Source organism: Collinsella aerofaciens, from assembly GCF_015552075.1.
GTDB classification, from domain to species: domain Bacteria; phylum Actinomycetota; class Coriobacteriia; order Coriobacteriales; family Coriobacteriaceae; genus Collinsella; species Collinsella aerofaciens_Y.
This window is the reverse complement of record NZ_JADNDZ010000095.1, coordinates 19,464-43,118: the sequence shown is the minus strand read 5'-3', so window position 1 is coordinate 43,118 and position 23,655 is coordinate 19,464. Positions and strand designations below refer to the sequence as shown.

Sequence of the window (23,655 nt, the reverse complement as noted above, 5' to 3'; positions counted from 1 at the left end):
CTATACGGTTTGTGGGTTTCGCTGCTACACACACCGTAAAACCACACGGTATCCAGTCATTTGAACACTTTGGAGGTTCACCATGAGCAACGTTTACACGTCCATCGATCAGCTTATCGGCCACACCCCGCTTCTGGAGCTCACTCACTTTGAGGCCGATGAGGACCTCAAGGCCCGCGTGCTCGTCAAGCTGGAATACTTCAACCCCGCCGGCTCCGTCAAAGACCGCGTCGCCAAGAACATGATCGACGAGGCCGAGAAGGCCGGCAAGCTCGTGCGCGGTGGCGACTACACCATCATCGAGCCCACGAGCGGCAACACCGGCGTCGGCATCGCCTCGGTGGCGGCTGCCCGCGGCTACAAGGTGATCATCACCATGCCCGAGACCATGTCCGTCGAGCGCCGTAAGCTTATGCAGGCATACGGCGCACAGCTCGTGCTCACCGACGGCTCCAAGGGCATGAAGGGCGCCATCGCCAAGGCCGAGGAACTGCAGAAGGAGACCCCCAACAGCATTATCGCCGGCCAGTTTGTGAACCCCGCCAACCCCGCCATCCACAAGGCCACGACCGGCCCCGAGATCTGGGATGACACCGACGGCGAGGTCGACATCTTCGTCGCCGGCGTTGGAACCGGCGGCACCGTAACCGGCGTGGGTGAGTTCCTCAAGGAGCAGAACCCCGAGATTCAGGTCGTCGCCGTTGAGCCCGCCACTTCCCCGGTGCTCTCTAAGGGCCAAGCCGGCCCGCACAAGATCCAGGGCATCGGCGCCGGCTTTGTGCCCGACGTCCTCGACACCCGGATCTACGACGAGATCATCCCCGTCGAGAACGACGACGCCTTTGCCACCGGCCGCGCCGTGGGCCACAAGGAGGGCGTGCTCGTGGGCATTTCGTCCGGCGCCGCCGTGTGGGCCGCGCTTCAGCTGGCCAAGCGCCCCGAGAACGAGGGTAAGACCATCGTGGCCCTGCTTGCCGACACCGGCGAGCGCTACCTGTCCACGGCACTCTTCCAGGACTAAGGTCTGTCGCCCATAGGTTGAGCTCAGGGACGAGCCGGTCTCCTCTCTCCCGGCAGCCTGAGCCCATCCAATCAGGGTGTCCCACGAGACGCCCGAACTTGCTACAATGTCTGCGGCGCGGAACCAGCCTCCCGCGCCGCTTTTCTTTTTTGGCCACATGCCACCAAGGAGAACCTCCCCATGCACAACAAGCGCGTGCTCGTCGCCATGAGCGGCGGCGTCGATTCCAGCGTGACCGCGTACCTGCTCAAAAGCCAGGGCTACGAATGCGTTGGCGCCACCATGCGCCTCACCTGTCCCGCACCCGACTCCGCCACGGGCATGAGTAAGGTCGACCGCGACATCGCCGATGCAAAGGCCGTCGCCGAGCGCCTAGGGATACCCCACCATGTGCTCGACCTGCAGCAGACCTTCGACCGCAATGTTATCGAGCGCTTCGTGACCGCCTATCAGGAGGGGCTGACGCCCAATCCGTGCATCATCTGCAACCGCCATATTAAGTTTGGCGCGCTGCTCGATGCGGCACTCGATATGGGCTGCGACTACATCGCCACAGGCCACTACGCCAAAACGAGTCAGGCGTCCGACGGAACCTGGCAGCTACACCGCGGCGAGGACCCCAAAAAGGACCAGAGTTACTTTTTGTATTCGCTCACGCAAGAGCGCCTGGCACGCACAATCTTTCCGCTGGCAGGCCTGGACAAGGAGCACGACGTGCGCCGCATTGCCGCCGAGCAGGGCTTCATCAACGCCAAGAAGGCCGAAAGCGAGGATATCTGCTTTATTCCAGACGGTGACTACGCGGGCTATATCGAGCGCCGCTGCGGACATGCCGCTGCACCGGGCGACATCGTATGGCGCGACGGCAGCGTGGTCGGGCGCCACAATGGCGCGCTGCGCTATACCATCGGCCAGCGCAAGGGCCTGGGCGTCGCGATGGCGCACCCCGTGTATGTGACGGGCGTCGACGCCGCCAACAACACCGTGCATCTGGGCGAGGCCGAGGACCTGACCGCCGCTGCTCTCACGGCCGATGAGTGGATCTGGAGCGCGCCGGCAGAGCGCATGGAGGCGGAGCTCGACGCCGGCGGCATTCGCGTAGGTGCCAAGTACCGCTACCGTCAGAAAGACCAGGCAGCGACCCTTACGCGCGGCGAAGACGGACAAATGCTGCTGACTTTTGACGAGCCGCAGCGAGCCATCGCCCCCGGCCAAGCAGTCGTTATCTACCGCGGCGACATCGTCCTGGGCGGCGGCACCGTTACGGCAGCTATCAAGTAGTCCCATCCCCTTCATAAGTTGCGGTGAAATAGGGACTGTTTAAGCGTTTCAGGCCGCTAAACAGTCCCTATTTCACCGCAACTTAGAGAGGACGGCCTCGGTCGGCACTGCTGTGTCAGCCGAGGCCGCTACATCGTTAGCGCTGGACGTAGGCGCGAACCAGCTCGTAGGTGTTGCGCACACCGTCGATGTGGCTGCGCTCGTAGTTGTGGCTCGCATACACGCCTGGGCCGATCAGGCCATGGCGAATGTCATAGCCGGCCGAAAGCGTGGCCTCGACGTCGGAACCGTAATGCGGGTACACGTCGATGGCGTAATCGAGCTCCAGCTCGCGCGCAATATTGGACAGTGTGGTCACCAGATCGTAGTTGTAGGGGCCGCCCGAATCCTTGGCGCAAATCGACACCATGCGCTCGGTGCAGCCCAAGTCGTCGCCCACGCAGCCCATGTCAACGCTGATCATCTCGCGCGTGTCGGCCGGCACAAAGGCACCGCCGTGGCCAACCTCCTCGTACACGGTAAAGAGCAGCGACACCTTGCGCGAAAGCGTCACCTCGCCGCCAGCAACGGCGCGGGCCAGGCCCAGCAGAATCGACGCCGACAGCTTGTCATCCAGGAAGCGGCTCTTGATGTAGCCGCTCTCCGTCACCGTGGTACGCGGATCCATAGCGATGATGTCGCCGGTCTGAATACCCAGCTCGAGCACATCGTCCTTGCTGTCAACGTTCTCGTCGAGCAGGATTTCCATGTTCTTCTCGATGGTCTTGACCGGCTCATCGGCCACATGCGCCGAAGGCTCGGTATTGAGGACCACGCCCGTGTAGACATTGCCATCGCGCGTGTAAACGGTGCAGTTCTCGCCATCGGCCGTAGACCACTGGTGCCCGCCGAGCGTCGTGGGGCGCAGGCGACCATTGTCCTTAATGGAGCGTACCATGGCGCCCAGGGTATCGACATGGCTCGCCAATACAAGCGGCTCGCCCTCGCCGCCAAGCTCAACGAGCACATTGCCCTTATTGGAGCGCTCGGGCCCAAAGCCCATATCGCGCAACGTCTCCATCAGATAATCAGTCGCCGCACGGGTATAGCCTGTAGGGGAGGCAATAGAAGTCAGCGCCTTCAACTGGTCAGTAATATAGGAGAGCGTAGAATCCATCTTGGACACCAAAGTCACCCTTTCATATCGAATTAAACCCACAGCAACGATACCACCGCGAACCATCTTTTTACCTAGCGAGATGACCCATTGAGTTCTTCAGAACTGCGCCCGCCACGATAACGAGCCGGCGGGCCCCCTGCCCGTTAGCCCCACAATCTTTCCGCAGGACGGAGGAAGCCCCCGCCGCACGAAGTGCGCAGCGGGGGCTTCCGACATGTCCGAGGACGATTGTGGGGCTAACGGGCAGGGGCCCGCCGAACCAAGTTAGGCAGCCGGGCAGATCTTCTTGAAGAGCTCGATGACGTCGTCGAGCGTCGCCTCGCGCGGGTTGCCCGGGAAGCAGGCGTCAGCCATGGCGTCCTTGGCCAGGACCTCGATCTCGTCAGCCTTCATGGCCTCGCAGACGTGCGGGATGTTCACGTCGGCAGAGAGCTGCTTGACGGCGGCGATGGCGGCATCGGCGGCCTCGTCGGTGCTCATGCCCGTGGTGTCAACGCCCATGGCGACGGCAACCTTGGCCAGGCGCTCGGCGCAAACCGGCTTGTTGAACTCCATGGCGATCGGCAGCAGCATGGCGCAAGCGACGCCGTGCGGGGTGTCGTAGTGAGCAGACAGGGTGTGAGCCATGGCGTGATCGATGCCCAGGCCGACATTGGAGAAGCCCATGCCAGCGACATACTGACCAAGAGCCATGCCCTCGCGGCCGGAGCCGGGCTGGCCGGACTTGGCCTCGGCAACGGAGTCGCGCAGGTTCTCGCTGATCAGCTTGATAGCCTCAAAGTGGAACATGTCGGAAAGCTCCCAGGCGCCCTTGGTGGTGTAACCCTCGATGGCGTGGGTCAGAGCGTCCATACCGGTGGAAGCGGTCAGGCCGGCGGGCATGGAAGCCATCATGTCGGGGTCGACGACGGCGACCTCGGGGGCGTCGTTGGTGTCGACGCACACGAACTTGCGGACCTTCTCGGGGTCGGTGATGACGTAGTTGATGGTCACCTCGGCAGCGGTACCGGCGGTCGTCGGCACGGCGATGGTGAACACGGCGTGGTTCTTGGTGGGAGCAACGCCCTCGAGGCTGCGGACATCAGCGAACTCGGGGTTGTTGATGATGATGCCGATGGCCTTAGCGGTGTCCATGGAGGAGCCGCCACCGATGGTCACGATAGCGTCAGCCTCGGCGGCCTTGAAGGCCTCGACGCCGTCCTTGACGTTCTGGATAGTGGGGTTGGGCTTGATCTCGGAGTAGAGGCTCCAAGCGATGCCGGCGGCGTCGAGCTCGTCGGTCACCTTAGCGGTAACGCCGAACTTGACCAGATCGGGGTCGGAGCAGACGAAGATCTTCTTGTAGCCGCGACGCTGGAGCTCGCCGGGAATCTCCTTGATGGCGCCGGAACCATGATAAGAAATGGTGTTGAGAACGAAACGATTAGCCATTGATAGCCTCCCATCGTGTGCGGGGCACCCATACGCCCCACGCTATGAGTCCCATCCTAACGCTTATGAAACGAAAAACGCGTGAGAACGTCATAATTGTTAAAGCGTTTCAACAGATGATGAAAAATATTGCGGCAACGGGACAGCCCCTTTGCCGCATTCGGTTACTTTCGGCAGCCCTCTTTCCAAGCCTCGGCCGCAACCTTCCAGCGTAAGCGCAAGTCGCGCTCGCGGTCGATGAACATGATGGCAAACGCGACAAACAGCAGCAAGCTCGCCACGACGATGGCGTGCAGGCCCATGCGCTCAATGCACCAGTTGCCCAACACGGCGCCAAACACAAAGGTAAAGATCACGCCAAAGTACAGCAGGCCGTTTTCCAAAAAGCCGCGCCTGTGGGTGATGATGTAATCGTCCACGTTTTGCAGCGCGTTGCGCAAGTTGCCGATACACATGGTCGTAGCGATGCCGTGACCGTGGATCTTGCGGAAGCTCTCAACTTGCATGCCGCAGGCAAACGAGGTGAGGCAGTTGGCGAGCAGGTTGAAATTGCCGCCGGGGATAAAGCTCACGCCCAGCAAGATAACGGCTTCAAAAAACACCGTCACCTGGCGCCAGTGAATCACGCTGCCAAACCGCTCGTGCACCAAGTCGGCAAGCATAATGCCCACGGCAAACGACACCACGGGGAAGAAATAGCGTCCCGCCAGCGCCCAGTTGCCCTCCGAGATGCTCACGCCCACGAGCAGGATGTTGCCTGTCTGCGCGTTGGCGAAAACATGGTCGCGCCCAATGTACGAATACACGTCCATAAAGCCACCGGCGAGCGCCAAGATGATGCCCAGCTCAATAGACTCCGATATCTGTTTGGCACGCTGCATCGTCGTGCATCCTCCTTGTTGACGACTCTCTCGTGCGTTGGCGGAAACATAGCCGCCGTTCATACTGTAACCCATTGACAACATGGCGTGCGCGCGAGACGGGTTCTCCAACGCGCAGATACACAGTCTGGAAACAAACAACACCCGCATCGACGCGCCGATCCGCCAGCTCATGTACTCCACCAGTCTTTTTAGCCCCGTCCCAAAAAGACTGGTTACAATTACGTGCAGCATACAAACACCGGGAGGGATCGTGGCAAAAAAGCCTCAGCACGCTCAGAACAACCAGCGCAGTCAACAGGGCAAACAGGGCCAGCAGCAAAAGCGTGGCGGTAAGGCGCAGGCCACGGTCGCCCGCACCAAGCATTCCCAAGCGACGCCCGCCCGCCCCTGGCGACCGGGCCGCGATAAGTTCCTCCCCGTCAGCCGCGCCGACATGGATGCGCGCGGCTGGGACCAGTGCGACTTTGTCTACATCTGCGGCGACGCCTACGTGGACCATCCCAGCTTTGGTATGGCCATCGTCAGCCGCGTACTCGACGCACACGGCTACAAGGTGGGCATCATCTGCCAGCCCGATTGGACCGACCCCGCCAGCATCACCGTGCTCGGCGAGCCGCGCCTGGGCTTTCTCGTCAGTGCCGGCAACATGGACTCCATGGTCAACCACTATTCGGTGACCAAGCACCGCCGCCACACCGACGCCTACACGCCCGGCGGCGAGGAGGGGCACCGTCCCAACCGAGCTGTCACGGTCTACGGCAACCTCATCCGCCAGACGTTCAAGGACGCCCCCATCATCATCGGCGGCATCGAGGCGAGCCTGCGCCGCCTGGCCCACTACGACTACTGGCAGGACAAGCTCAAGCGCTCGGTACTGCTCGACTCGGGCGCCGACATCCTCATCTACGGCATGGGCGAGCACGCGATCGTCGAGATCGCCGACGCGCTCGACGCGGGACTGCCCGTCGATCAGATCACCTATATCAACGGCACCGTCTACCGCACAGGCTCGCTCGACGAGGTCTACGACTACGATCTGCTGCCCAGCTGGGACGACCTTACCGCCGACAAGCTCAACTACGCGCGCAGCTTTAACGTGCAGCAACAGAATATGGACCCCATCACCGGGCATCGCCTGGTAGAGCCCTACCCCAACAGCGTCTATGTGGTGCAAAACCCGCCGTCGGCGACGCTCACTACCGATGAGATGGACGAGGTGGCCGAACTCCCCTACGCACGCGACTGGCATCCCGATTACGACGCGGCGGGCGGCGTGCCGGCCTTTGCTGAGATCAAGTTTTCCATAAGCTCCAACCGCGGCTGTTTTGGTGAGTGCTCGTTTTGCGCCCTCACCTTCCACCAGGGCCGCGTGTTGCAGATGCGCAGCCACGACTCGATCATGCGCGAGGCCGAGCTGCTCACGCGCGATCCCGAGTTTAAGGGCTATATCAACGACGTGGGCGGACCGACGGCCAACTTTAGCCGCCCCGCCTGCGACAAGCAGCTCAAGCACGGCGTGTGCAAGAACAAGCGCTGCCTGTGGCCGAGCGTGTGCAAGAACATGGTGGTCGACGAGACCGGCTACACGCAGCTGCTGCGCGACCTGCGCCAGCTGCCGGGCGTCAAGAAGGTCTTCGTCCGCAGCGGCATCCGCTTTGACTACACCATGGCCGATGCCTCGGACGAGTTTTTGCGCGAGCTGCTGGAACACCATGTCTCGGGCCAGCTGCGCGTAGCGCCCGAGCACGTGAGCGACGCGGTACTGTCCGTGATGGGCAAGCCGAGCCGAGCTGTCTACGACGCATTCTGCCGTAAATTTGAACGCTTGAATCGCGAATACGGACTCAAGCAGTACGTGGTGCCGTATCTGATCTCGAGCCACCCCGGCTCAACGATGAAGGAAGCCGTGGACCTTGCCGAAGCCGTGCGCGACATGGGTTACATGCCCGAGCAGGTGCAGGACTTCTACCCCACACCGTCCACCATGTCGACGTGCATGTACTACACCGGCGTGGACCCGCGCACCATGAAACCGATCTATGTGGCGCGCGACCCGCACGAGAAGGCCATGCAGCGCGCGCTCATCCAGTATCGCAAGCCCGAGAACTACAAGCTGGTACGCGAGGCGCTGGAAAAGGCTGGCCGTCGCGACCTGATCGGCTACACCAAGCATTGCCTGATCCGTCCCGTGCCGCCGCGCCCGGGCGAGACGTCTGCTGGCGGTGGGCATGGCGCAGGCAAGAAGGGCGGCAAGGCCCACGGTGGCGCCGCTGGCAAGGGGCCTAAGGGCAGCAAGGGGCACAGCGGCATGTCGCGCGCGCAGAACACTGCCGGGCGCAACCGTGCAGCTCAGGGGCGTCAGGGTGCCAACGGAGGCGGACGCCGCAATTAGTGCGGGAATGCGGTAGATGTGCTCACAGCGCTCTGCTGGCACGCTTGGCGCAGCGAGCGCATTGCCTCCACCAGGATCACGCCGGCGATCGCGACCGTAATTGCCACGTCGAACGGCGTGTTCACAAACCACAGCAGCCCCATGAGATACGACCCGGCATTAAAGGCAAAGTGCAGCAGGATCGTGTAGCGGAGCTTTCCGGTGGTCACGAACACCCAACCAAAAATGAGGCCGGCAGCGCCCGCATAGCAGCCCTGCACCCAGTTCATATGCATAAAGCCAAAGATGGCCGCCTGCAGCACGATTGCCGCGGCGATACCCCACGTGCTTGGGGCCGCCCAGGGCACCATGGCGCCGTCTTGCGCGTTCGCGCGGCGCCGGCGCTTCCAGAGCGAACGGCACTGTGGATTAAACGCACGCAGCGAAAACTCAAAGATGATGCCGCGCACCAGCAGTTCCTCGCAAAACGGAGCGCCGAGCACCGTGGTCAGGACGGCAAGAAGGCTGGTATCGCCCATGCCCGTTTCCTCGACGAGCTCGCTATAGTCTGCCGCGACCTCGGGCAGCAGCGACAGCACGCCGTCGCATAGGTAGCTAATGACCACCTGCATGGATAGGCCGATCACGACAACGCAGGCAATGCGCTTCCATGCCGCGCTTGCTCCCCCACCGAGCGGGCGCTCGCCTTGCCGGCGTGCCATGAAGGAGCGGGGCCACAGATAACGCCACCACAGCAGCGCCATCAAAAATGACGCCGTCTGAGCGGCAGCCTGGAACCATTGAATATCGAGGTTGTCGATCGGGAAACCCGTCAGCACCGACACGGCATCGAGAACTGAAAACAGAACCACGCTCAGGGCTATATCGGCAGCGACAACGCCAAAACAGGCAAGCGCCCACGCCATCGCATTGAGCATGCCAACCTCCTCAAAACCCGGCACTTAGGGACGTTCCTTAACTGCCGGCTGAAAAGGAACGTCCCCAAGTGCCGGCAGTTTGGGACAGTCATTGTTGATGAGAATCGGGCGCAGCGCCAAAAGCCCCGCTCGGCGAGATGTCGAACGGGAAGGTGCCGCAGCGATTGAAAGCGGCGATGAACATGCGGATGGCGTTGGACGGTGTGGTGCCCACGAGCTGGGTTGCCGCCGCGAAGGCCGCCTTTTCCTCGGGCCAAGCCTTCGCGACAACCGGGGTCATGTGTTCTGCCATGGCGCTTCCTTCTTGAAACGACGGTGGTGCGGATGGATGCGGGCCACGCGGCTGGGCGACGGGCTGTGAAGGCAACCCGATTGGCCCGCATCTGGAGTTTGTTCTACGGCGTTGGTATTACTTGGTAATCCTAAGTATTACCCCGTAGATTGAATACCATACCCGACCCCATGGAGACAGAAGAAAACGAATCATTTTATTGTTGAGTTAGCGCCTGAAATGGCTTTTAGAGCGTGATGATATCCGAGATATCGAGGGCCCGAGCGTCAGCGGCATCGTGCGTGGCAAGCAACAGCATGCGGCCGTCGAGCAAGTCGAGCACGACCTCGGCGCATGCGTCGCGCGCAGCGATGTCTAGACCGGTAAAGGGCTCGTCCAGAATCACTGCGCCGCCCGGGCACAGCAGGGCTCGGGCAATCTCGACGCGACGACGCTGCCCACCCGAGAGCTCAGCCACGCGTGCATGCACATCGATCCCCGGTACCAGCAGGCGCAACAGGGCTGCGGCACTCGAGGCATCCACGCGCGCGTCGGCGCACACCAGCACATTATCCAAGGCAGAAGCGTCCTCGACCAGGCGCACATCCTGAAACACCATGGAGCACGGTGCGCACTCCCCCGCCGCCAGCGCAAGCAACGTCGACTTGCCCGCACCCGAAGCACCCATCACACAGATACGCCCGCCCGCGGGCACGTTGAGCGCCAGACCGTCCAGTGCCGGAGCCCACGGCGCGCGATCGCCCACGGCAAGCGCAAGCTCCGCCGCAGCGCCATCGCTCGCAGCCCCCGCACGCCCGCGCAGTCCATGCCCATGCGCCCGCACGGCCGCGCGCCACACCACGGGCCCCGAAGCCCGCAGCAACCACACCAGCACGCGCTCGCATGCCCACGATGCCGCCACGACCAGCACGGTCCACGCCAGCAGGTCAGCCGTCTCGATGAGCAGCTTCGCCTGATAGATGCGCTCGCCCACGGTGCCCGTCGCCATGCCGATGAGCTCCGCCGCCACGCCGGCCTTCCAGCTCATGCCGATCACGGCACGCGCGCACGAAAGCACAAACGGCAGGACCTCGCGCCAGGTATGGGCGCAAAACAGACGCCAACCCCGCACGCCATGCAGATGAAACATCTGCTCCAGCGACTGATCAACCTGCGTCAAACCCTCGACCAGCGAAAAATACACGCCCGGCAGCGCCATCAAAAAGACCGCGGCGATGCTCACGCGCGCCGACCCCAACCAAATGAGCAGCAGGACCACCACGCAGGCAACCGGTGTCGCCTTAACAAACGAAAGCGCAGGCGCCACCAAGCGGGCAAACGTCAGCGACCGCACCGAGGCTCCCGCCATCACGACGCCGCACACCGCGGCAAGCGCCAGCCCGCCCAAGATACGCGCACCCGAGCCTGCCAGAATCGCCCATGTGCCGGCATCGCATACCAGTCGTAGCAACGCCACCACGACAGCGCCCGGCCCCGGCAAAATCAACGGCTGCGCCACGAGACCCGCCACCAGCACCCACACGGCAAGCCAAAAGGCGGCAACGGCACCTGCTGCCGCCACCGCCTTCATACGCTCTGCCATTTGTCGAGCAAACGCACGCACGGGCTACTCCATGTAGTAGAAATCGTCAGCCGGGAGCTTGCCGCCCACGGCGCTCGCGTCCGCATCGGCCAGCACCTGCAGGTACCCACCGAGCGCCGCCTTCATATCCCTCCCCGTCTGGCACACGAGCATGCACCCGGGAATCGCTTTTTCGGCAATCGCGGCGTTATCCACGATACCCGCATCGACCACGGCCTGAGCCCAGTCCGCCGGCGCCGCGTTCACGTCCTCAACGCTCGCCGCATGGCAGCTCAAGAATTCCGTCACGGCCTCGGGATGCTCCTCGGCAAAGGCACGGCGCACCACGGTCACGCCCGTCAGCAAACGGGAGCCCGTGTCACCCGCCAGTTCGTCCCACACATCAGTCAGGCTCACCGGTGCCGACAGCTTGCCCTCGCTCTTGGCGATGGCAGCGGTCTTGAACGGCTCCGGCAGCACGCCCACGGCAGACGGATCGGCAAGCAGGGCCGACAGCACCTCGGTGGGCTCGCTCTTAAACTCGAGCGCCACCTGGCCGGTCAGACCCGCGCGCTCCAGCAGGTAGTTCATGACGTACTCTGGCGTGGTGCCCTTGCCCGTCATGTAGACGGTGCGACCCGCCAGATCGCCAAACGAGGTCACACTCGCGTCGCCCGTCACCACGTTCAGCACGCCCAGCGTGTTGATGTCGATGACCTGCACCGCGCCCTCGGTCTTGTTGTAGAGCACGCTCGCCACGTTGGCCGGCACCAGGGCAATGTCGATATCGCCCTGAATGACCTTGGGCACAATCTCGTCGGCGGCGGTGTTGATCGCAAAGTCGAACTCATTGTCCGTCTCGCCATCGGCCGCCCGGTCCATAAACTGCACCAGACCAATCGAGGTCGGCCCCTTGAGCGAGGCGACGTGCACCTCGACCGGCTCTGCAGCAGCACCGGCGCCGTCTGTGGCAGCCGAGCCCGCGGCGGACCCGGCACCGGCAGCCCCGCCGCCACAGCCCGCGAGCGCAAGCGACAGGGCGCCCGCAGCGAGCGCCGAGGCAAACCCCCGGCGCGACATCTCAACATTAAACGCGCGCATCGCTAGCACGTCCCCTCGTTAGGCATCGTCCATGCGTGATGGTCGGTATGCAGCAGCTCCTCGGCCAGCGGCGAGAGCGGCTCGCCCAAGAACTCGCGGTAGCATGCCTGGACATCGGGATTCTCGTGCGAGAAGCGAATATCCGCAGCAGCATCCAAGCCCCACAGCACCTGGCCGCGCTCGGCTGCCAGCTCACAGCCGTCATGGATGGGCTGACCGCCGCCACCGACACAGCCGCCCGGGCACGCCATGACCTCAACGAAGTCATAGCTCACGCGGCCGTCGCGAATCGCGTCGAGCAGGCGGGCGGCGTTGCCCAGCCCGTGCGCCACGGCGACGCGTACCTTGGTGCCATCGATATCGGCCACGGCCTCCTTCCAGCCGTCCAGGCCGCGCACATCGGTAAAGAAGTCGGCGTCGGGGTTCTTGCCCGTCACCAGGTAATAGGCCGAGCGCACGGCGGCCTCCATCACGCCGCCCGTGGCGCCAAAGATCACACCTGCGCCCGTGCCAAAGCCCAGCGGCGTGTCGAGCGGCTCCTCAACCAGCGTATCCACGCTCACGTGGCTCGCGCGGACCATGCGCACCATCTCGCGCACCGTCAGTGCAACGTCCACATCGGGCGTGCCGTCCTCGCCCACCATGCTCGGCAGCGCGCACTCGGCCTTCTTGGCCGTGCACGGCATCACGGACACCACAAACAGGCGCTCGGGCTCCACGCCCAGCACCTTGGCGTAGTAGGTCTTGGCGATGGCGCCGAACATCTGCTGCGGCGACTTGGACGTGGACAGGCTGTCGACAAACTCGGGGTAACGCGCCTTCACAAAGCGTACCCAGCCCGGGCAGCAGCTCGTGAACATGGGCCAGCTGCGGCTGTCGCCCTCGCCCTTGGCGGCCTTACCCAGGCGCTCGAGCAGCTCGGAGCCCTCCTCCATAATGGTGAGGTCGGCCGAGAAATCGGTGTCGAACACGTACTCAAAGCCCACGCGGCGCAGCGCACAGGCCAGGCGCTCGACGGTGGCCTCATCGCGCGGAATGCCGAGCTCCTCGCCCCAGGCGCTACGCACGGCCGGCGCAATCTGCGCCAGCACGATCTTGTCGGGATCGGCGATGGCGTCGAACACGGTCTCGGTATCGTCACGCTCGCGCAGGGCGCCCGTCGGACAATGCGTGATGCACTGACCACACGCGACGCAATCGGTCTTGCCGATCGGCGCACGCCCGCGGGTGCCCACGGCGGTATGCGTGGCGCGGTTGGTCAGGTCCCAAATCCCTAAGCCCTGCACGCTCTCGCACACCTTGATGCAGCGCATGCATTTAATGCACTTGTCGTTATCGCGGATGATGGGGAAATCGAAGTCCCAGCCCTCGCGCGCCAGGTGCTGCTCGTACGGCAGATAGAAGATGCCCAGGTCGTTGGCGATGGTCTGCAGGTTGCAGTTACCACTGCGCACGCAGCTCGTACAGCGCGAGTCGTGTTGGGACAGTAGCAGCTGCACGTTGGTGCGACGTGCCTCGCGGGCCTTGGGGCTGTTGGTGTGGACCACCATGCCGTCGAGCACGTAGTTGTTGCAGGCGGCAACCAGCTGGTCGCAGCCCTCAACCTCGACCACGCACACGCGGCAACCGCCGATCTCGTTTAGATCGCGCAGGTAGCACAGGGTAGGAATCTGAATGCCGACGGACTTGGCTGCGTCCAGGATCGTGGTGTGCTCGGGCACCACGACTTCGCAATTATCGATAGTGAGCTTGACCATGTTGAGTGCTCCGCTTTCGGTGTTGTCGCTGACAGTGGGGTTGTTGGGCTCTACCATTCCAGGTTCCTCCCTCCGCGGAACGCGCCAAAGCCAAAGTGGTCGCAACGCAGGCAGCGGCTTGCCTCCTGGCGTGCCTCCTCCTCGGTAAGGCCCTGCTCGACCAGATTCCAATCGTGGATGCGCTCGCCGGCCTCGCGCTCGCCCAGCTCGCAGCGGCCGCACTCGTGCTTGCCCTTAAACTGCACGGTCGGCAGCTCGACGTCGAGCTTGATCTTGTTGTCAAAACCCAGATAGCGGTCGATATTTGCCGAAGCAACGCGGCCGGCGTTGATGGCCCGGATGACGGTGGCGGGACCGGTCTGGCAGTCGCCGCCACTAAAGAGGCCGTCGAAGTTAGGCACGGCGCCATCCGAATCGGTGACGATGCAGCCCCACTTGCAGGCAACGCCCATCTCCTCAAACGGCTTGGAATCGATGTCCTGGCCAATGGCCACAAACACGCGCTCGCAGGGAATGACGCGCTCGGGCGTGGCGGCGGCACGTGGGGCCGGACGCCCACGACGGGGCTCGCCGATAATCTGCGGCTGCACGCGCAGGCCACTCACGCGACCTTCCTCGCCCGTCTCAATAGCGAGCGGTGCGGTGAGCTCAAGAACCTCGCAGCCCTCGGCCTGGGCGCCGGCAATCTCGGCATCCTGGGCCGTCATGTCGCAGATGCGACGGCGGTAGACGATGCTCACCTTTTCGGCACCGCAGCGCACGGCAGAGCGCGCCACGTCCATGGCCACGTTGCCGCCGCCGATGACGCACACGCGCTGACCGCTCAGGTCGGGCAGCTCGTCGTCGCCGATGGCGCGCAGCATCTTGACGGCCGACTCCACGCCGGGCGCCTCTTCGCCCGGAAGGCCGAGCTTCTTATCGCTATGGGCACCAATGGCCAGGTAGACGGCATCGAACTCGTCGCGCAGGCGGGCAAGCTCCTCGCCATTGACGGAGTGGTCGAGTTCCACGTCGATGCCGGCGCTCAAGATCCAGTCGATCTCGGCCTGCAGGCGCTCGCGCGGCAGACGGTAGCTGGGAATGCCGTAGCGCAGCATGCCGCCCAGGTGGTGGCGCTGCTCAAAGATGGTCACCTTATGACCCATCACAGCCAGGTAGTAGGCGCAGGAAAGGCCGGCCGGGCCGCCGCCGATCACGGCAATGCGCTTGCCGGTGTTGTCGGCCACGCTGGGCTTGTGATCGTTGAGGTCGCTGTGCTCAACGGCAAAACGCTTGAGGGCGAGAATGTTCATGGGATCGTCGACCATGCCGCGACGGCAGTGCATCTCGCAGGGATGCTCGCACACCAGACCGCAGACGAGCGGCAGCGGGTTGTTCTTGCGGATGACCTTGACGGCATCGGCATAGCGGCCGGCCTCGACCAACGAAATGTAACCGGGAATGTCGACGTGCGCCGGGCAGCCCGAGACGCACGGGACGCGGGCCTCGCGGTCAAAGCCACAGGAGTGCTCGCGGATATGGTGCTCAAAATCATCGCGGAAACCGCGGATGGCGGTGAGTGCCATGGCGCCGGCCTCGTAGCCGATGGCGCAGTCGCTCGAAAGGTAGATGGTGCGGGCCGTGCGCTCAATCAAGTTGAGCGTGGACTCGTCGGCGCGGCCCTCGAGCACATCGGCGAGCAGGTCGCTCAGCGCGCTCAGGCCCACGCGGCAGGGCGTGCACTTGCCGCAGCTCTGGGTGGAGCACAGGTTGACGAGCGCCGCCGTAAACTCGACGGGGCACGGGGCGAGCGAACTCACCGCCAGACGACGTCCGAGTGCATCGTGCAGGTCGTCCATGACGGCCTGAGCGTGGCTGCGTTCCATTACGTGCAGTCGAGCCATAAGATCCCCTCTCACATGGCAGCCCGGAGGCGAGGCCGGGCGAAATTGCTACACGCACAACACTGACCTAAAAAGTTGTGAGGTCTCCATACGGTTCGGCAGGCGGTATAAAATGTCACCCTCAGCGGTGAAATAGAACATTACCGCAGATAAATGCCATATTTGATAAAACGCGTTACCAAATTGCATTATTCAATGTGAAAAAGAGCGCCTTACTATTTTTCCTTTTTGATCCGTTTTCCTCCGTCCCCTTCGGATCACATGATCCCTTGGGAACGGAGGAAAACGGATCGTTTTTGGTGCAAAAGGGCCAGGTTTGTTTGCACCAATCTCACTTGCGCTAGATAAAGAGCTCGCATTCCTTCCGCACGACGCAAACCTTGCTCAGCATCTGGGAAACAGCGGATAGCTTGTTGGGATCAACCTTACGAGCACCTCGCGGACATACGGCAATGCAGCGCATGCAGGAGATGCACGCCTCGCCAGCTGCTCGTTTGGGGTCACCCTTGTCGATAGCACAAACGGGGCACGCCGCGGCGCATGCACCGCAGGAAACGCAATCCTCTGTTGCCTCGGGTGCCATGCGGTGACCTCCAGCTTGTTTATAAGGACGATTGCCGGGGATAGAGGGCTCGGACGCATCCTCAGCCAACAGCTTTTGCTGAATTTGCTGAGCAAACTCAGCAAGCTGCGCCGCATCCTGCGCATCCGGACGACCGGCAGCAAACTGTCGCGCAATGGAATGTTCTGCAATGGCTGCAACTGCCGCGATCACCCGGAATCCCGCATGCTTCGCAACGTCCTCCAGCTCTACGAGCGTGTCCTCAAACGCGCGGTTTCCGTATACACAAACCAAAACAGCCCGAGCCCCGTTGCCGCGCACCATGCCCAACCGGTCAGCCACCACAGCCGGGATTCTACCGGCATACGCCGGCACAGAGATTACGGCCACGTCGTCCTCAGTCATCGAGACAGCGTTGAAATCCAACCCGCTATCGGTCAGATCGACGGTAACGGTATTCTTGCCCAGTGCTCCGGCCACAAGGCCTGACACCTTCTGCGTTCCACCCGTCGGACTAAACACAATTTCGAATACGCTCATCGAGGCACCCTCCCCTACGCCTGGCAACGCGTCAAGCCGCTTTCACATCCAGCCAGAGTATACGGCACGTGGGGTCCCCGTTTTAATGCACCAAGCACCCCAATGCACCCACCCTACGCTGTCTGCCTCTTCGTTTTGTATAAATTACGGTACAAATTGTATATATTTACGGGATACCGCTGTGTTCTCCTGAGGTACCCCATCCTAGCCCGTGCAAAAAACGGAGTATTCTGCAACGTAACCACGCCAGCACCGCCGCGGGTGGGCAAAACTGTAGGGCGCCGTATCATTCTAAGTCCCGACATGGCGAGAATGACGCGCCCCTGCTCCGGAAAACGGCGAAATCTGACTCAGAACGCTCGCCAGGGATATCCGAAGGCCACCGTTGGCGACGTCGGATCATATGCAGACAACTCGAACTGCAGAATACTCCAAAAAATGCACGGCGCACCCCATGGGGCCCATTGCTGCATGGCAGAAAATAGGTCCTCAGCATCCCCCAGATGCATTCCCGAGAAAATCACGTTTGAATTAGCGATGGACACGGCAAACAAACGGGCCCGAGCGTTGTTTGCTCGGGCCCTTAGCTTGTCTCACGCTAGCGTGCGATGTGTATGTTACTTGCGCTTGCCGCCGCCGTCACCGGGGCGACGGGAGCTGCCGCCGCGCTTGCCGCCACGGCTGTTGCCATAGCTGCCACGGTTATCGCGACCGCCGGCACGGCCGCCACGGGAGCCGGCCTGGTTGCCACCACGAGCGCCACGATAGCCGCCACGACGCTCCTCGCGGGTATCGTCGTAGTTGCGCCAGTCATCGCGACGATCGCGGCTGGCACGCGGGTCACGACGATCGCGCGACTCATTCGAACGACCAGCGCCGCCGCGGCCGCCATTGCCGCGAGCGCCCTCGCGACGCTCATCACGGCCACCGCGCTCGTCATCACGACCGGAACGACGGCGGTCGCCCGCACCGCGCTTGCCACCGCGCGAACCGCGGCCCTCGTCCTCGCGCTCGACACGACGACGGCCACCGCGATCCTCGTCCTCGCGGCGGCGGCGATGTGCCTCGCCCTGGAACTGCTTGGCACGACGCTCGGCACGGTTGCCACGCGGGGCCTGCTTGACGGCGTCAGCACCGCCGCGCTCCTCGGCAGCAACCTCGCGGGCCACGCTCTCCACGGCCTCGTCCACGCGAGCCTGAACGCCCTCGCGCACGCGGGTCTTGCCACCGCGCTTGGGACGGCTCGGACGCTCGCCATCGCCACGGCGCTCGTCGCGACCGCGGTTGGAACGACCAGCCACATCGCCGTAATCGTCGCCGTTGCGCTTGCCGTCGCGACGCGCCTGCTCAAGCTTCTTCTTGCTCTTGGACTTGCCGCGCTTGGTCTTCTTCTTCACCTTAAAGGCGGCAGGATCGCGCTCGGGGTCAACGGCGGGCGGGTTGGGACCCACGTGCAGGTCGCCGGCTTCGTAAATATCGGCCGTCTTGTCCATGAGCTTCTCGATCTCGTAGAACTCGTCGACGTCCTGCTCGGTCACAAACGTGATGGCCCAGCCCAGCTCACCGGCACGGCCCGTACGGCCAATACGGTGGATGTAGTCGGTCGGCTCGGCCGGCACGTCAAAGTTCACGACGTAGCGCACGTCGCTAATGTCGATGCCGCGGGCGAGAACATCGGTTGCCACCAGCACGTCGACGGTGCCGTCGCGGAAGGCAGAAAGCGCGCGCTCGCGCTGGGCCTGGCTGCGGTTGCCGTGAATCGCGGCGGCCTTGATGCCCTTACGCTCCAGACGACGGCAGCAGCTGTCGGCGCGATGCTTGGTGCGCATAAAGACAATGGTGCGCTCCGGGCCCTCCTTCTTGAGAAACTCGGGCAACAGGTTATTCTTGGCCTCGATGGACACCGGGAACACAAACTGGTCGACGGTGTCGGCGGTCGACGTGGCGGGCGCGATCTCCACGCGGGCCGGGTCGCTCACCAGGTCGGTGATCTCGCCCACGGCCTCCTCGTCGAGCGTCGCCGAGAACAGCAGCGTCTGGCGCTCGGCCGGCGTCTCGCGCACAATACGGCGGACGGCGGGCAAAAAGCCCATGTCGAGCATGCGATCGGCCTCGTCGAGCACCAGCACCTTGACCTCGTTCAGGTGGCAGGCGCCCTGCTCGATCAGGTCGACCAGACGGCCCGGCGTGGCGACCAGGATATCGCAGCCGTACTTGAGTGCCGCGGTCTGCGGCTTGTAGCTCACGCCACCCACGACGGTCACGGCGACATGGCCGGTGACGTCGGCGATCTTGCTCGCGACCTCGTCGATCTGCTGGGCGAGCTCGCGCGTGGGGGTGATGACGAGCATCACGGGGCCGCGGCCGTTGCCCTCGGGCTTCTTGGCACCGCGACGGCGGTTGCGGCCGCCGCGCTCGCGCACGGGCTTGGGCGGAGCGATGTGCTCCAGATTGTTCATGGTCGGCAGCAAGAAGGCGGCCGTCTTGCCGGTGCCGGTCTGGGCGGCGGCAAGCAGGTCGCGACCCTCGAGCACCACGGGGATCGAGCCGGCCTGCACGGGCGTCGGCGCCGTGTAGCCCAGGTTCTCGATAGCACGGAGTATCTCGTCCGAAAGCCCCAGCTCGTCAAAGGCGGGCAGGCTCTCGGTAGCGGACTCGACGGCCTGGGCAGCATTGGCCTCATCGGCGGCATCGAAGGCAGCCTGGGTCATGGCCTCGCGGGCCTCGTCCAGAATCTCGGCGTCGGTGACGTCGGATACAGAATTACGCATATGTTGTTGTTCCTTATCTGCACGCGTCATGAGCGCGGCATGCGGCCGCGCGGGCGTGCTTGGTAGTGCGCTAATACATACAAAAACAGGTGCGCACAGAGAGGACGTTGCTCAGCACGCTGGCGATCGCTTTGGCAGCCCTATCACGCGCCGTCCAGACGCAGCAGCTCTAAGCGATGGAGCAGATTCGCCGCCGGTTAGTATACCCGCACTCCGTATGCCCCCACGTAAACCACAGATGACGAGGCGGACGAGGTGGGCCTGGCCGATTGTGTCAATCTGTAACAGATGCAGGGCAAAACCGGGTCCAAATGTTATAGAACAAGACAGAGGGGGATTTCCGTTCAGTCCAACCAAAATCTCTCGGTCTTCCTGCAATTTCGAACATGTGGCCTATAATGTTGCTTTGGTTACGCTATATATTGCGCAGCCATTTAATACGTCGCCCACCGGGGGCCATTAATTCCTATCGCCATATTGGCTAGGAAGCAATCAAAGGAGGTATCCGTGGCAGCAGAGACGCCTTGCTCGGTCCTCTATAACGATATTCGCTCGTTCGGCGGTCTTAAACATCTCGAGATCGCCCGAATGCTCATCAATGGAAACTCTTATCTCGGCAGTACCCTGCTCGAGAAATGCTCTTCCAACCGCTCGTATCTCACCCGTTACATCGTCCATCGCAAGCCTGACCAGTGCGCGCCCTCCATCTACAGCGACTTTACCGTCACCACGCTCAACCTTTCCTCGGCAATCTGCAGCAAGCTCGGCGGCGGCGAGTCCGCCTATCGGGCAATCGCCGAGCACTATCGCGGTCCGGCCGCCAACGAAATGATGTCGGCTCTCGCCAGCTACAAGCTGGACAGCCGCCTATATGCAAATGCCCTCAATCGCATCGACAACTTCGACGGCAATGCCGTGCGCGAGAAAAGCACGCTTTACCTTATGCTCTTTGTGGCAACGGGGGCGCTCGCCGATCCCGTTCAGGGCGTGACCACCGTCGAGCGCTTTTGCGCCAGCAAGACGGGCGGGCACTTCGGCACCACCGAAACTACCGTCGGACGCGGCTTTATGAGCAGCCTGGAGCAGCCGCACACCGTCGCCCCCAACCTCGGTCTGCTCAGAACCCATGCCGACAACTGCGCCGACATGCAAATCCATCCCCTCACACGCGATCCGCGCGGCACCGTGATTGGTTCTTTGCCCAAAACCTCGCCCAGCATCACCGATGTAGGCGCCGACGCCTCGCGCGAGCATCTTCGCATTTGGCTCGAGGGTGAGCACTGGTACGCCCAGGGCCTTGGATCGACCAACGGCACAGTGCTCGAATCGGGCGCGGGCGACGGCGATATTGTGATTGAGCCGCCGCGCGACCAACGCGAACCCGGCAAAGTCTATCCCCCCGTGGAAATCGCCAACAGCGACAGGCTCCATCTGGGTCTCTACACGACATTCCTTGTCATTGTGGACTAGCACGGACAGCGATCGGAAGACGGTCGCCGTCCGTCTTTCGTCTTCTACCTTCTGCGTCGTAAACGACAATGCTCAGCGGTATACGTGGGCAGTGCGGCTATCATGGTACTTTACCGATATCCGCACTGCTCGCGTAAACGTGCGGCAACCCATGCCAGACAAAGGAACGCCATGGATACTACCGATAGCGCCTATGGCGACAAACTCGTCCGTCTCGATACGTTCGATACCGCCGTGGCGGTCGACCCCAGCGCCGAGGACGACGCCAAGCGTCGGTTTATGACGCTTATTCTCCAGACGGCCCACCGCAACAACGGCAACATCGGGCACGTGCTGCGCGCGACCAACACGAGCGGCGAGGTCTTTGCCGTCAAGCTACTCAAGGACAACGCCATCCTTTCCGGCCAAGCCCCCGACCGCTCCGCCGAGCAAGCGGCTGCGCACCTGGCCAATACCGCCGCGCTGTTCGAGGAGTACCGTCATCTGTGCACTGTCTCGCACCTGCGCGGATTTCCGCGCGTCTATGGCTATGGATCGTGCGAGGACGACCCGCTCATCCTCATGGAGTGGGTCGAGGGCACCTCGCTCAAGCAGGCGCTGCCCTTGCTTCCGCACGATGCCTCGGGCGGGCTAACCACCCAGATGGTGGCCGCCGTTGGAAACGCCGTGCTTCGCGCACTCCTGATGACCCAGGGACTCGTAAATCCGGTCGTCCATCGCGACCTGTCGCCCGCCAATATCATGTTCCGTACCACCAGTCGAACGCTCGAGCAGCAGATCGTCGATTGCTCCTTTGACCCCTGCCTCATCGACATGGGCTCCGCGACCATGGCCCTCGGCGATGACACGATCACCCGGCGCGCCGACATCTGGCGCTTTGCCACGCCCGCATACGCCGCGCCCGAGATGCTCACGCAGGATATCGAAGGCATCGCGGCCCTTCGCCGCTCGCCCGCAATCGATGTCTACGCGCTTTCGAGCATTCTGTACCAGCTCTACAGCGGTCGCAAACCGTTCGATGTGGAGTCGACGGGTGCCGCGGCAACCGGTTCGTTCTACCTCATAAAGACCAAGACCAAGCCGGCGCCGCTCGAGCCGCGATGCAGTGACGACGAGGCGCTCGTCCAAATCATCATGAAAGGCATCTCAGTCGAGCAGCGTGATCGTCCCACCGAACAGCAGATGCTCGAGGTGCTCTCGGCATACCTCACCGATGCCGAATCCGAGGGCCGCGAGGGCACGGGCAGTGACACCGCAATTGACATCGACTCCGGTACGCACCTTAAGGTCGACGTCGCCGGCGAGCGCGCGAGAGAGATCCTGGAGCAGGCCCGGCACGATGCCATGACCCGCCGCCGCTTTATTATCGGTGGCGTTGTCGCAGCCGTTGCGGGGCTAGGCGTTATCGGGGCGGCAACCCATGGCTTTGGCATCCCCGACTACCTGGACGGCATCCGCAGTTCACTTGACGACTACACTTGGGATCAGCTGCAGGAGATTTCGCTCAAGATTAAGGCCACCGAGACCCGTAGCGAGGCACGCGAGATTGCCAGGCGCTATCATCTGCTCGATGCCGATGGGCATATCCCCTATCCGTGTACCAAGCGTGTCACGCTCACCAACGGGCTGCAGGTTGGCGCGCAGCTTGTGGGCATCCGCCACGATGAGCTTCTGGACGGGACGGGCAAGGCCGGACTAACGTTTATGTTCGACGCGGGTATTGCCGAGCGCAACGCTGCGGCTGAACCGCCGAGCGCCGGCTGGGCAGATTGCGAGCTGCGGGAATGGCTCAACGGCGACGGCCTTAAGCTGCTGCCCAACGAGTTGCGCGCACTCATTAAAGGGGTCAAGAAGGTCTCGAACAATGTGGGCGCCGCCAACAGCGCATCGTGCCTGAGCGAGTTGCCCGCAACCCTTTGGCTGCCCGCCATGGTCGAGCTGTGCGGTACGCAACCGCCCGATTCGTTTACCGAGGGCTATCACTACCTGGCAGACATCTACAACGGCGAGGGCAGGGAGTATCAGCTCTTCCGCGAGCTCAAGGTGAGCCCGTATTCCACGAACGAGACGATGGTCCGCCAGTGGAAGGGCAAGGACACCTGTTGGTGGGAGCGCACGGTGAGCCCCGACACATCGGAGAGCAAAGGCACGCTCTATATGAACCGCGTGGGGCACGACGGCGACGTCTTTACGTACGCAACGCCTGCGGAAAAGCCAAGCAAGCTAACCTGTGTGATCCCCGGGTTCTGTATCTAGGCGGCGGGCGTCTTGCCGTGACGGGACCCCTCCCCGGCAATTGTCTCGATCTGTAACAGTAAGGGGTCAAAAACCTCTCTAGATGTTACAAATCAAGACATTTGAGTTGACCGCGGACGGTTTGTCTCGATCTGTAACATCTAGCAGGAAAAACGGTCCTTAGGCGTTACAGGTTGAGACGTTAAGTTGTGGCTCGATGTAATGTCTCGATCTGTAACAGTTACTCGACAAAAACGGGTCTAGTTGTTACAGATTGAGACATTAGACCGGCTACGGTCCGCCGACCTGGCTATCACCTCGACCAATACCAGAATGTCATACATTTCAATCTCCACTGGACACCCCCAGGGGGTATGGGTGTATAGTATCGGATGGTT

16 protein-coding genes are annotated in these 23,655 nt (G+C 62.7%); 5 read left to right on the top strand and 11 right to left on the bottom strand.

Annotation, left to right across the window (positions count from 1 at the left end):
* The first annotated feature begins 82 nt into the window (after positions 1 to 82).
* Both cysK and mnmA read left to right on the top strand, forming a co-directional pair.
* A complete protein-coding gene (gene cysK / locus I2D41_RS07245) occupies positions 83 to 1,021 on the top strand; it encodes a cysteine synthase A (protein ID WP_195364066.1) in 939 nt (312 codons plus the stop codon).
* A 57-nt stretch (positions 1,022 to 1,078) separates the two neighbouring features.
* On the top strand, positions 1,079 to 2,302 hold the full coding sequence (mnmA, locus tag I2D41_RS07240; protein ID WP_267471610.1) for a tRNA 2-thiouridine(34) synthase MnmA: 1,224 nt from the start codon (positions 1,079 to 1,081) through the stop codon (positions 2,300 to 2,302).
* A gap of 136 nt (positions 2,303 to 2,438) precedes the next feature.
* Here mnmA and I2D41_RS07235 read toward each other — a convergent pair whose 3' ends face one another.
* The 3 genes from I2D41_RS07235 to I2D41_RS07225 form a co-directional block, all read right to left on the bottom strand.
* Positions 2,439 to 3,458 (bottom strand): M42 family metallopeptidase, encoded by a 1,020-nt coding sequence (locus I2D41_RS07235; RefSeq protein WP_195364078.1) that lies wholly within the window; start codon positions 3,456 to 3,458, stop codon positions 2,439 to 2,441.
* A 267-nt stretch (positions 3,459 to 3,725) separates the two neighbouring features.
* Complete coding sequence (fucO, locus tag I2D41_RS07230) at positions 3,726 to 4,892, bottom strand: lactaldehyde reductase (protein ID WP_022094861.1); 1,167 nt, start codon at positions 4,890 to 4,892, stop codon at positions 3,726 to 3,728.
* 164 nt (positions 4,893 to 5,056) lie between these two features.
* The gene (locus tag I2D41_RS07225; RefSeq protein ID WP_055310199.1) at positions 5,057 to 5,773 is read right to left on the bottom strand and encodes a YoaK family protein; all 717 of its coding nucleotides are present in this window, start codon (positions 5,771 to 5,773) and stop codon (positions 5,057 to 5,059) included.
* Between the two features lie 253 nt (positions 5,774 to 6,026).
* On the opposite strand from I2D41_RS07225, the gene I2D41_RS07220 reads away from it, so the two are divergent.
* Positions 6,027 to 8,168 (top strand): YgiQ family radical SAM protein, encoded by a 2,142-nt coding sequence (locus tag I2D41_RS07220; RefSeq protein WP_271741677.1) that lies wholly within the window; start codon positions 6,027 to 6,029, stop codon positions 8,166 to 8,168.
* On the opposite strand, the gene I2D41_RS07215 is transcribed toward I2D41_RS07220, so the two are convergent.
* From I2D41_RS07215 to I2D41_RS07180, 8 genes are all read right to left on the bottom strand, one after another.
* Complete coding sequence (locus I2D41_RS07215; RefSeq protein ID WP_195364063.1) at positions 8,165 to 9,085, bottom strand: CPBP family intramembrane glutamic endopeptidase; 921 nt, start codon at positions 9,083 to 9,085, stop codon at positions 8,165 to 8,167. The genes I2D41_RS07220 and I2D41_RS07215 overlap by 4 nt on opposite strands.
* A gap of 88 nt (positions 9,086 to 9,173) precedes the next feature.
* Complete coding sequence (locus tag I2D41_RS07210; protein WP_195364062.1) at positions 9,174 to 9,377, bottom strand: hypothetical protein; 204 nt, start codon at positions 9,375 to 9,377, stop codon at positions 9,174 to 9,176.
* 226 nt (positions 9,378 to 9,603) lie between these two features.
* Positions 9,604 to 10,980 carry an ATP-binding cassette domain-containing protein gene (locus I2D41_RS07205; protein WP_195364061.1) on the bottom strand — a complete coding sequence of 459 codons (1,377 nt, stop codon included), beginning with the start codon at positions 10,978 to 10,980 and terminating at the stop codon, positions 9,604 to 9,606.
* A gap of 3 nt (positions 10,981 to 10,983) precedes the next feature.
* Positions 10,984 to 12,039, bottom strand: coding sequence for an ABC transporter substrate-binding protein (locus tag I2D41_RS07200; protein ID WP_195364060.1), 1,056 nt, complete (start codon positions 12,037 to 12,039; stop codon positions 10,984 to 10,986).
* Between the two features lie 2 nt (positions 12,040 to 12,041).
* Positions 12,042 to 13,853, bottom strand: coding sequence for an NADH-dependent [FeFe] hydrogenase, group A6 (locus I2D41_RS07195; RefSeq protein WP_229042251.1), 1,812 nt, complete (start codon positions 13,851 to 13,853; stop codon positions 12,042 to 12,044).
* Positions 13,847 to 15,679, bottom strand: a complete 1,833-nt coding sequence (locus I2D41_RS07190; RefSeq protein ID WP_195364059.1) for an NAD(P)-binding protein — start codon at positions 15,677 to 15,679, stop codon at positions 13,847 to 13,849. Before I2D41_RS07190 ends, I2D41_RS07195 begins: the two co-directional genes overlap by 7 nt.
* A 340-nt stretch (positions 15,680 to 16,019) precedes the next feature.
* The gene (locus tag I2D41_RS07185) at positions 16,020 to 16,721 is read right to left on the bottom strand and encodes a 4Fe-4S dicluster domain-containing protein (RefSeq protein WP_271731882.1); all 702 of its coding nucleotides are present in this window, start codon (positions 16,719 to 16,721) and stop codon (positions 16,020 to 16,022) included.
* 677 nt (positions 16,722 to 17,398) lie between these two features.
* Positions 17,399 to 19,552: a DEAD/DEAH box helicase gene (locus I2D41_RS07180; RefSeq protein ID WP_195364057.1), complete on the bottom strand. Its 2,154-nt coding sequence runs from the start codon at positions 19,550 to 19,552 to the stop codon at positions 17,399 to 17,401.
* A 507-nt stretch (positions 19,553 to 20,059) separates the two neighbouring features.
* Between I2D41_RS07180 and I2D41_RS10175 the strand changes: the two genes are divergently transcribed.
* Positions 20,060 to 21,022: an FHA domain-containing protein gene (locus tag I2D41_RS10175; protein WP_195364056.1), complete on the top strand. Its 963-nt coding sequence runs from the start codon at positions 20,060 to 20,062 to the stop codon at positions 21,020 to 21,022.
* A gap of 171 nt (positions 21,023 to 21,193) precedes the next feature.
* Positions 21,194 to 23,278 carry a protein kinase domain-containing protein gene (locus I2D41_RS07170; protein WP_195364055.1) on the top strand — a complete coding sequence of 695 codons (2,085 nt, stop codon included), beginning with the start codon at positions 21,194 to 21,196 and terminating at the stop codon, positions 23,276 to 23,278.
* Positions 23,279 to 23,655 lie beyond the last annotated feature (377 nt).

Coding starts and splice junctions, on each gene's coding strand:
- cysK (WP_195364066.1), top strand. CDS start 83: ATGAGCAACGTTTACACGTCCATCGATCAGCTTATCGGCCACACCCCG.
- I2D41_RS07235 (WP_195364078.1), bottom strand. CDS start 3,458: ATGGATTCTACGCTCTCCTATATTACTGACCAGTTGAAGGCGCTGACT.
- fucO (WP_022094861.1), bottom strand. CDS start 4,892: ATGGCTAATCGTTTCGTTCTCAACACCATTTCTTATCATGGTTCCGGC.
- I2D41_RS07225 (WP_055310199.1), bottom strand. CDS start 5,773: ATGCAGCGTGCCAAACAGATATCGGAGTCTATTGAGCTGGGCATCATC.
- I2D41_RS07215 (WP_195364063.1), bottom strand. CDS start 9,085: ATGCTCAATGCGATGGCGTGGGCGCTTGCCTGTTTTGGCGTTGTCGCT.
- I2D41_RS07210 (WP_195364062.1), bottom strand. CDS start 9,377: ATGGCAGAACACATGACCCCGGTTGTCGCGAAGGCTTGGCCCGAGGAA.
- I2D41_RS07200 (WP_195364060.1), bottom strand. CDS start 12,039: ATGCGCGCGTTTAATGTTGAGATGTCGCGCCGGGGGTTTGCCTCGGCG.
- I2D41_RS07195 (WP_229042251.1), bottom strand. CDS start 13,853: ATGGTAGAGCCCAACAACCCCACTGTCAGCGACAACACCGAAAGCGGA.
- I2D41_RS07190 (WP_195364059.1), bottom strand. CDS start 15,679: ATGGCTCGACTGCACGTAATGGAACGCAGCCACGCTCAGGCCGTCATG.
- I2D41_RS07180 (WP_195364057.1), bottom strand. CDS start 19,552: ATGCGTAATTCTGTATCCGACGTCACCGACGCCGAGATTCTGGACGAG.
- I2D41_RS07170 (WP_195364055.1), top strand. CDS start 21,194: ATGGATACTACCGATAGCGCCTATGGCGACAAACTCGTCCGTCTCGAT.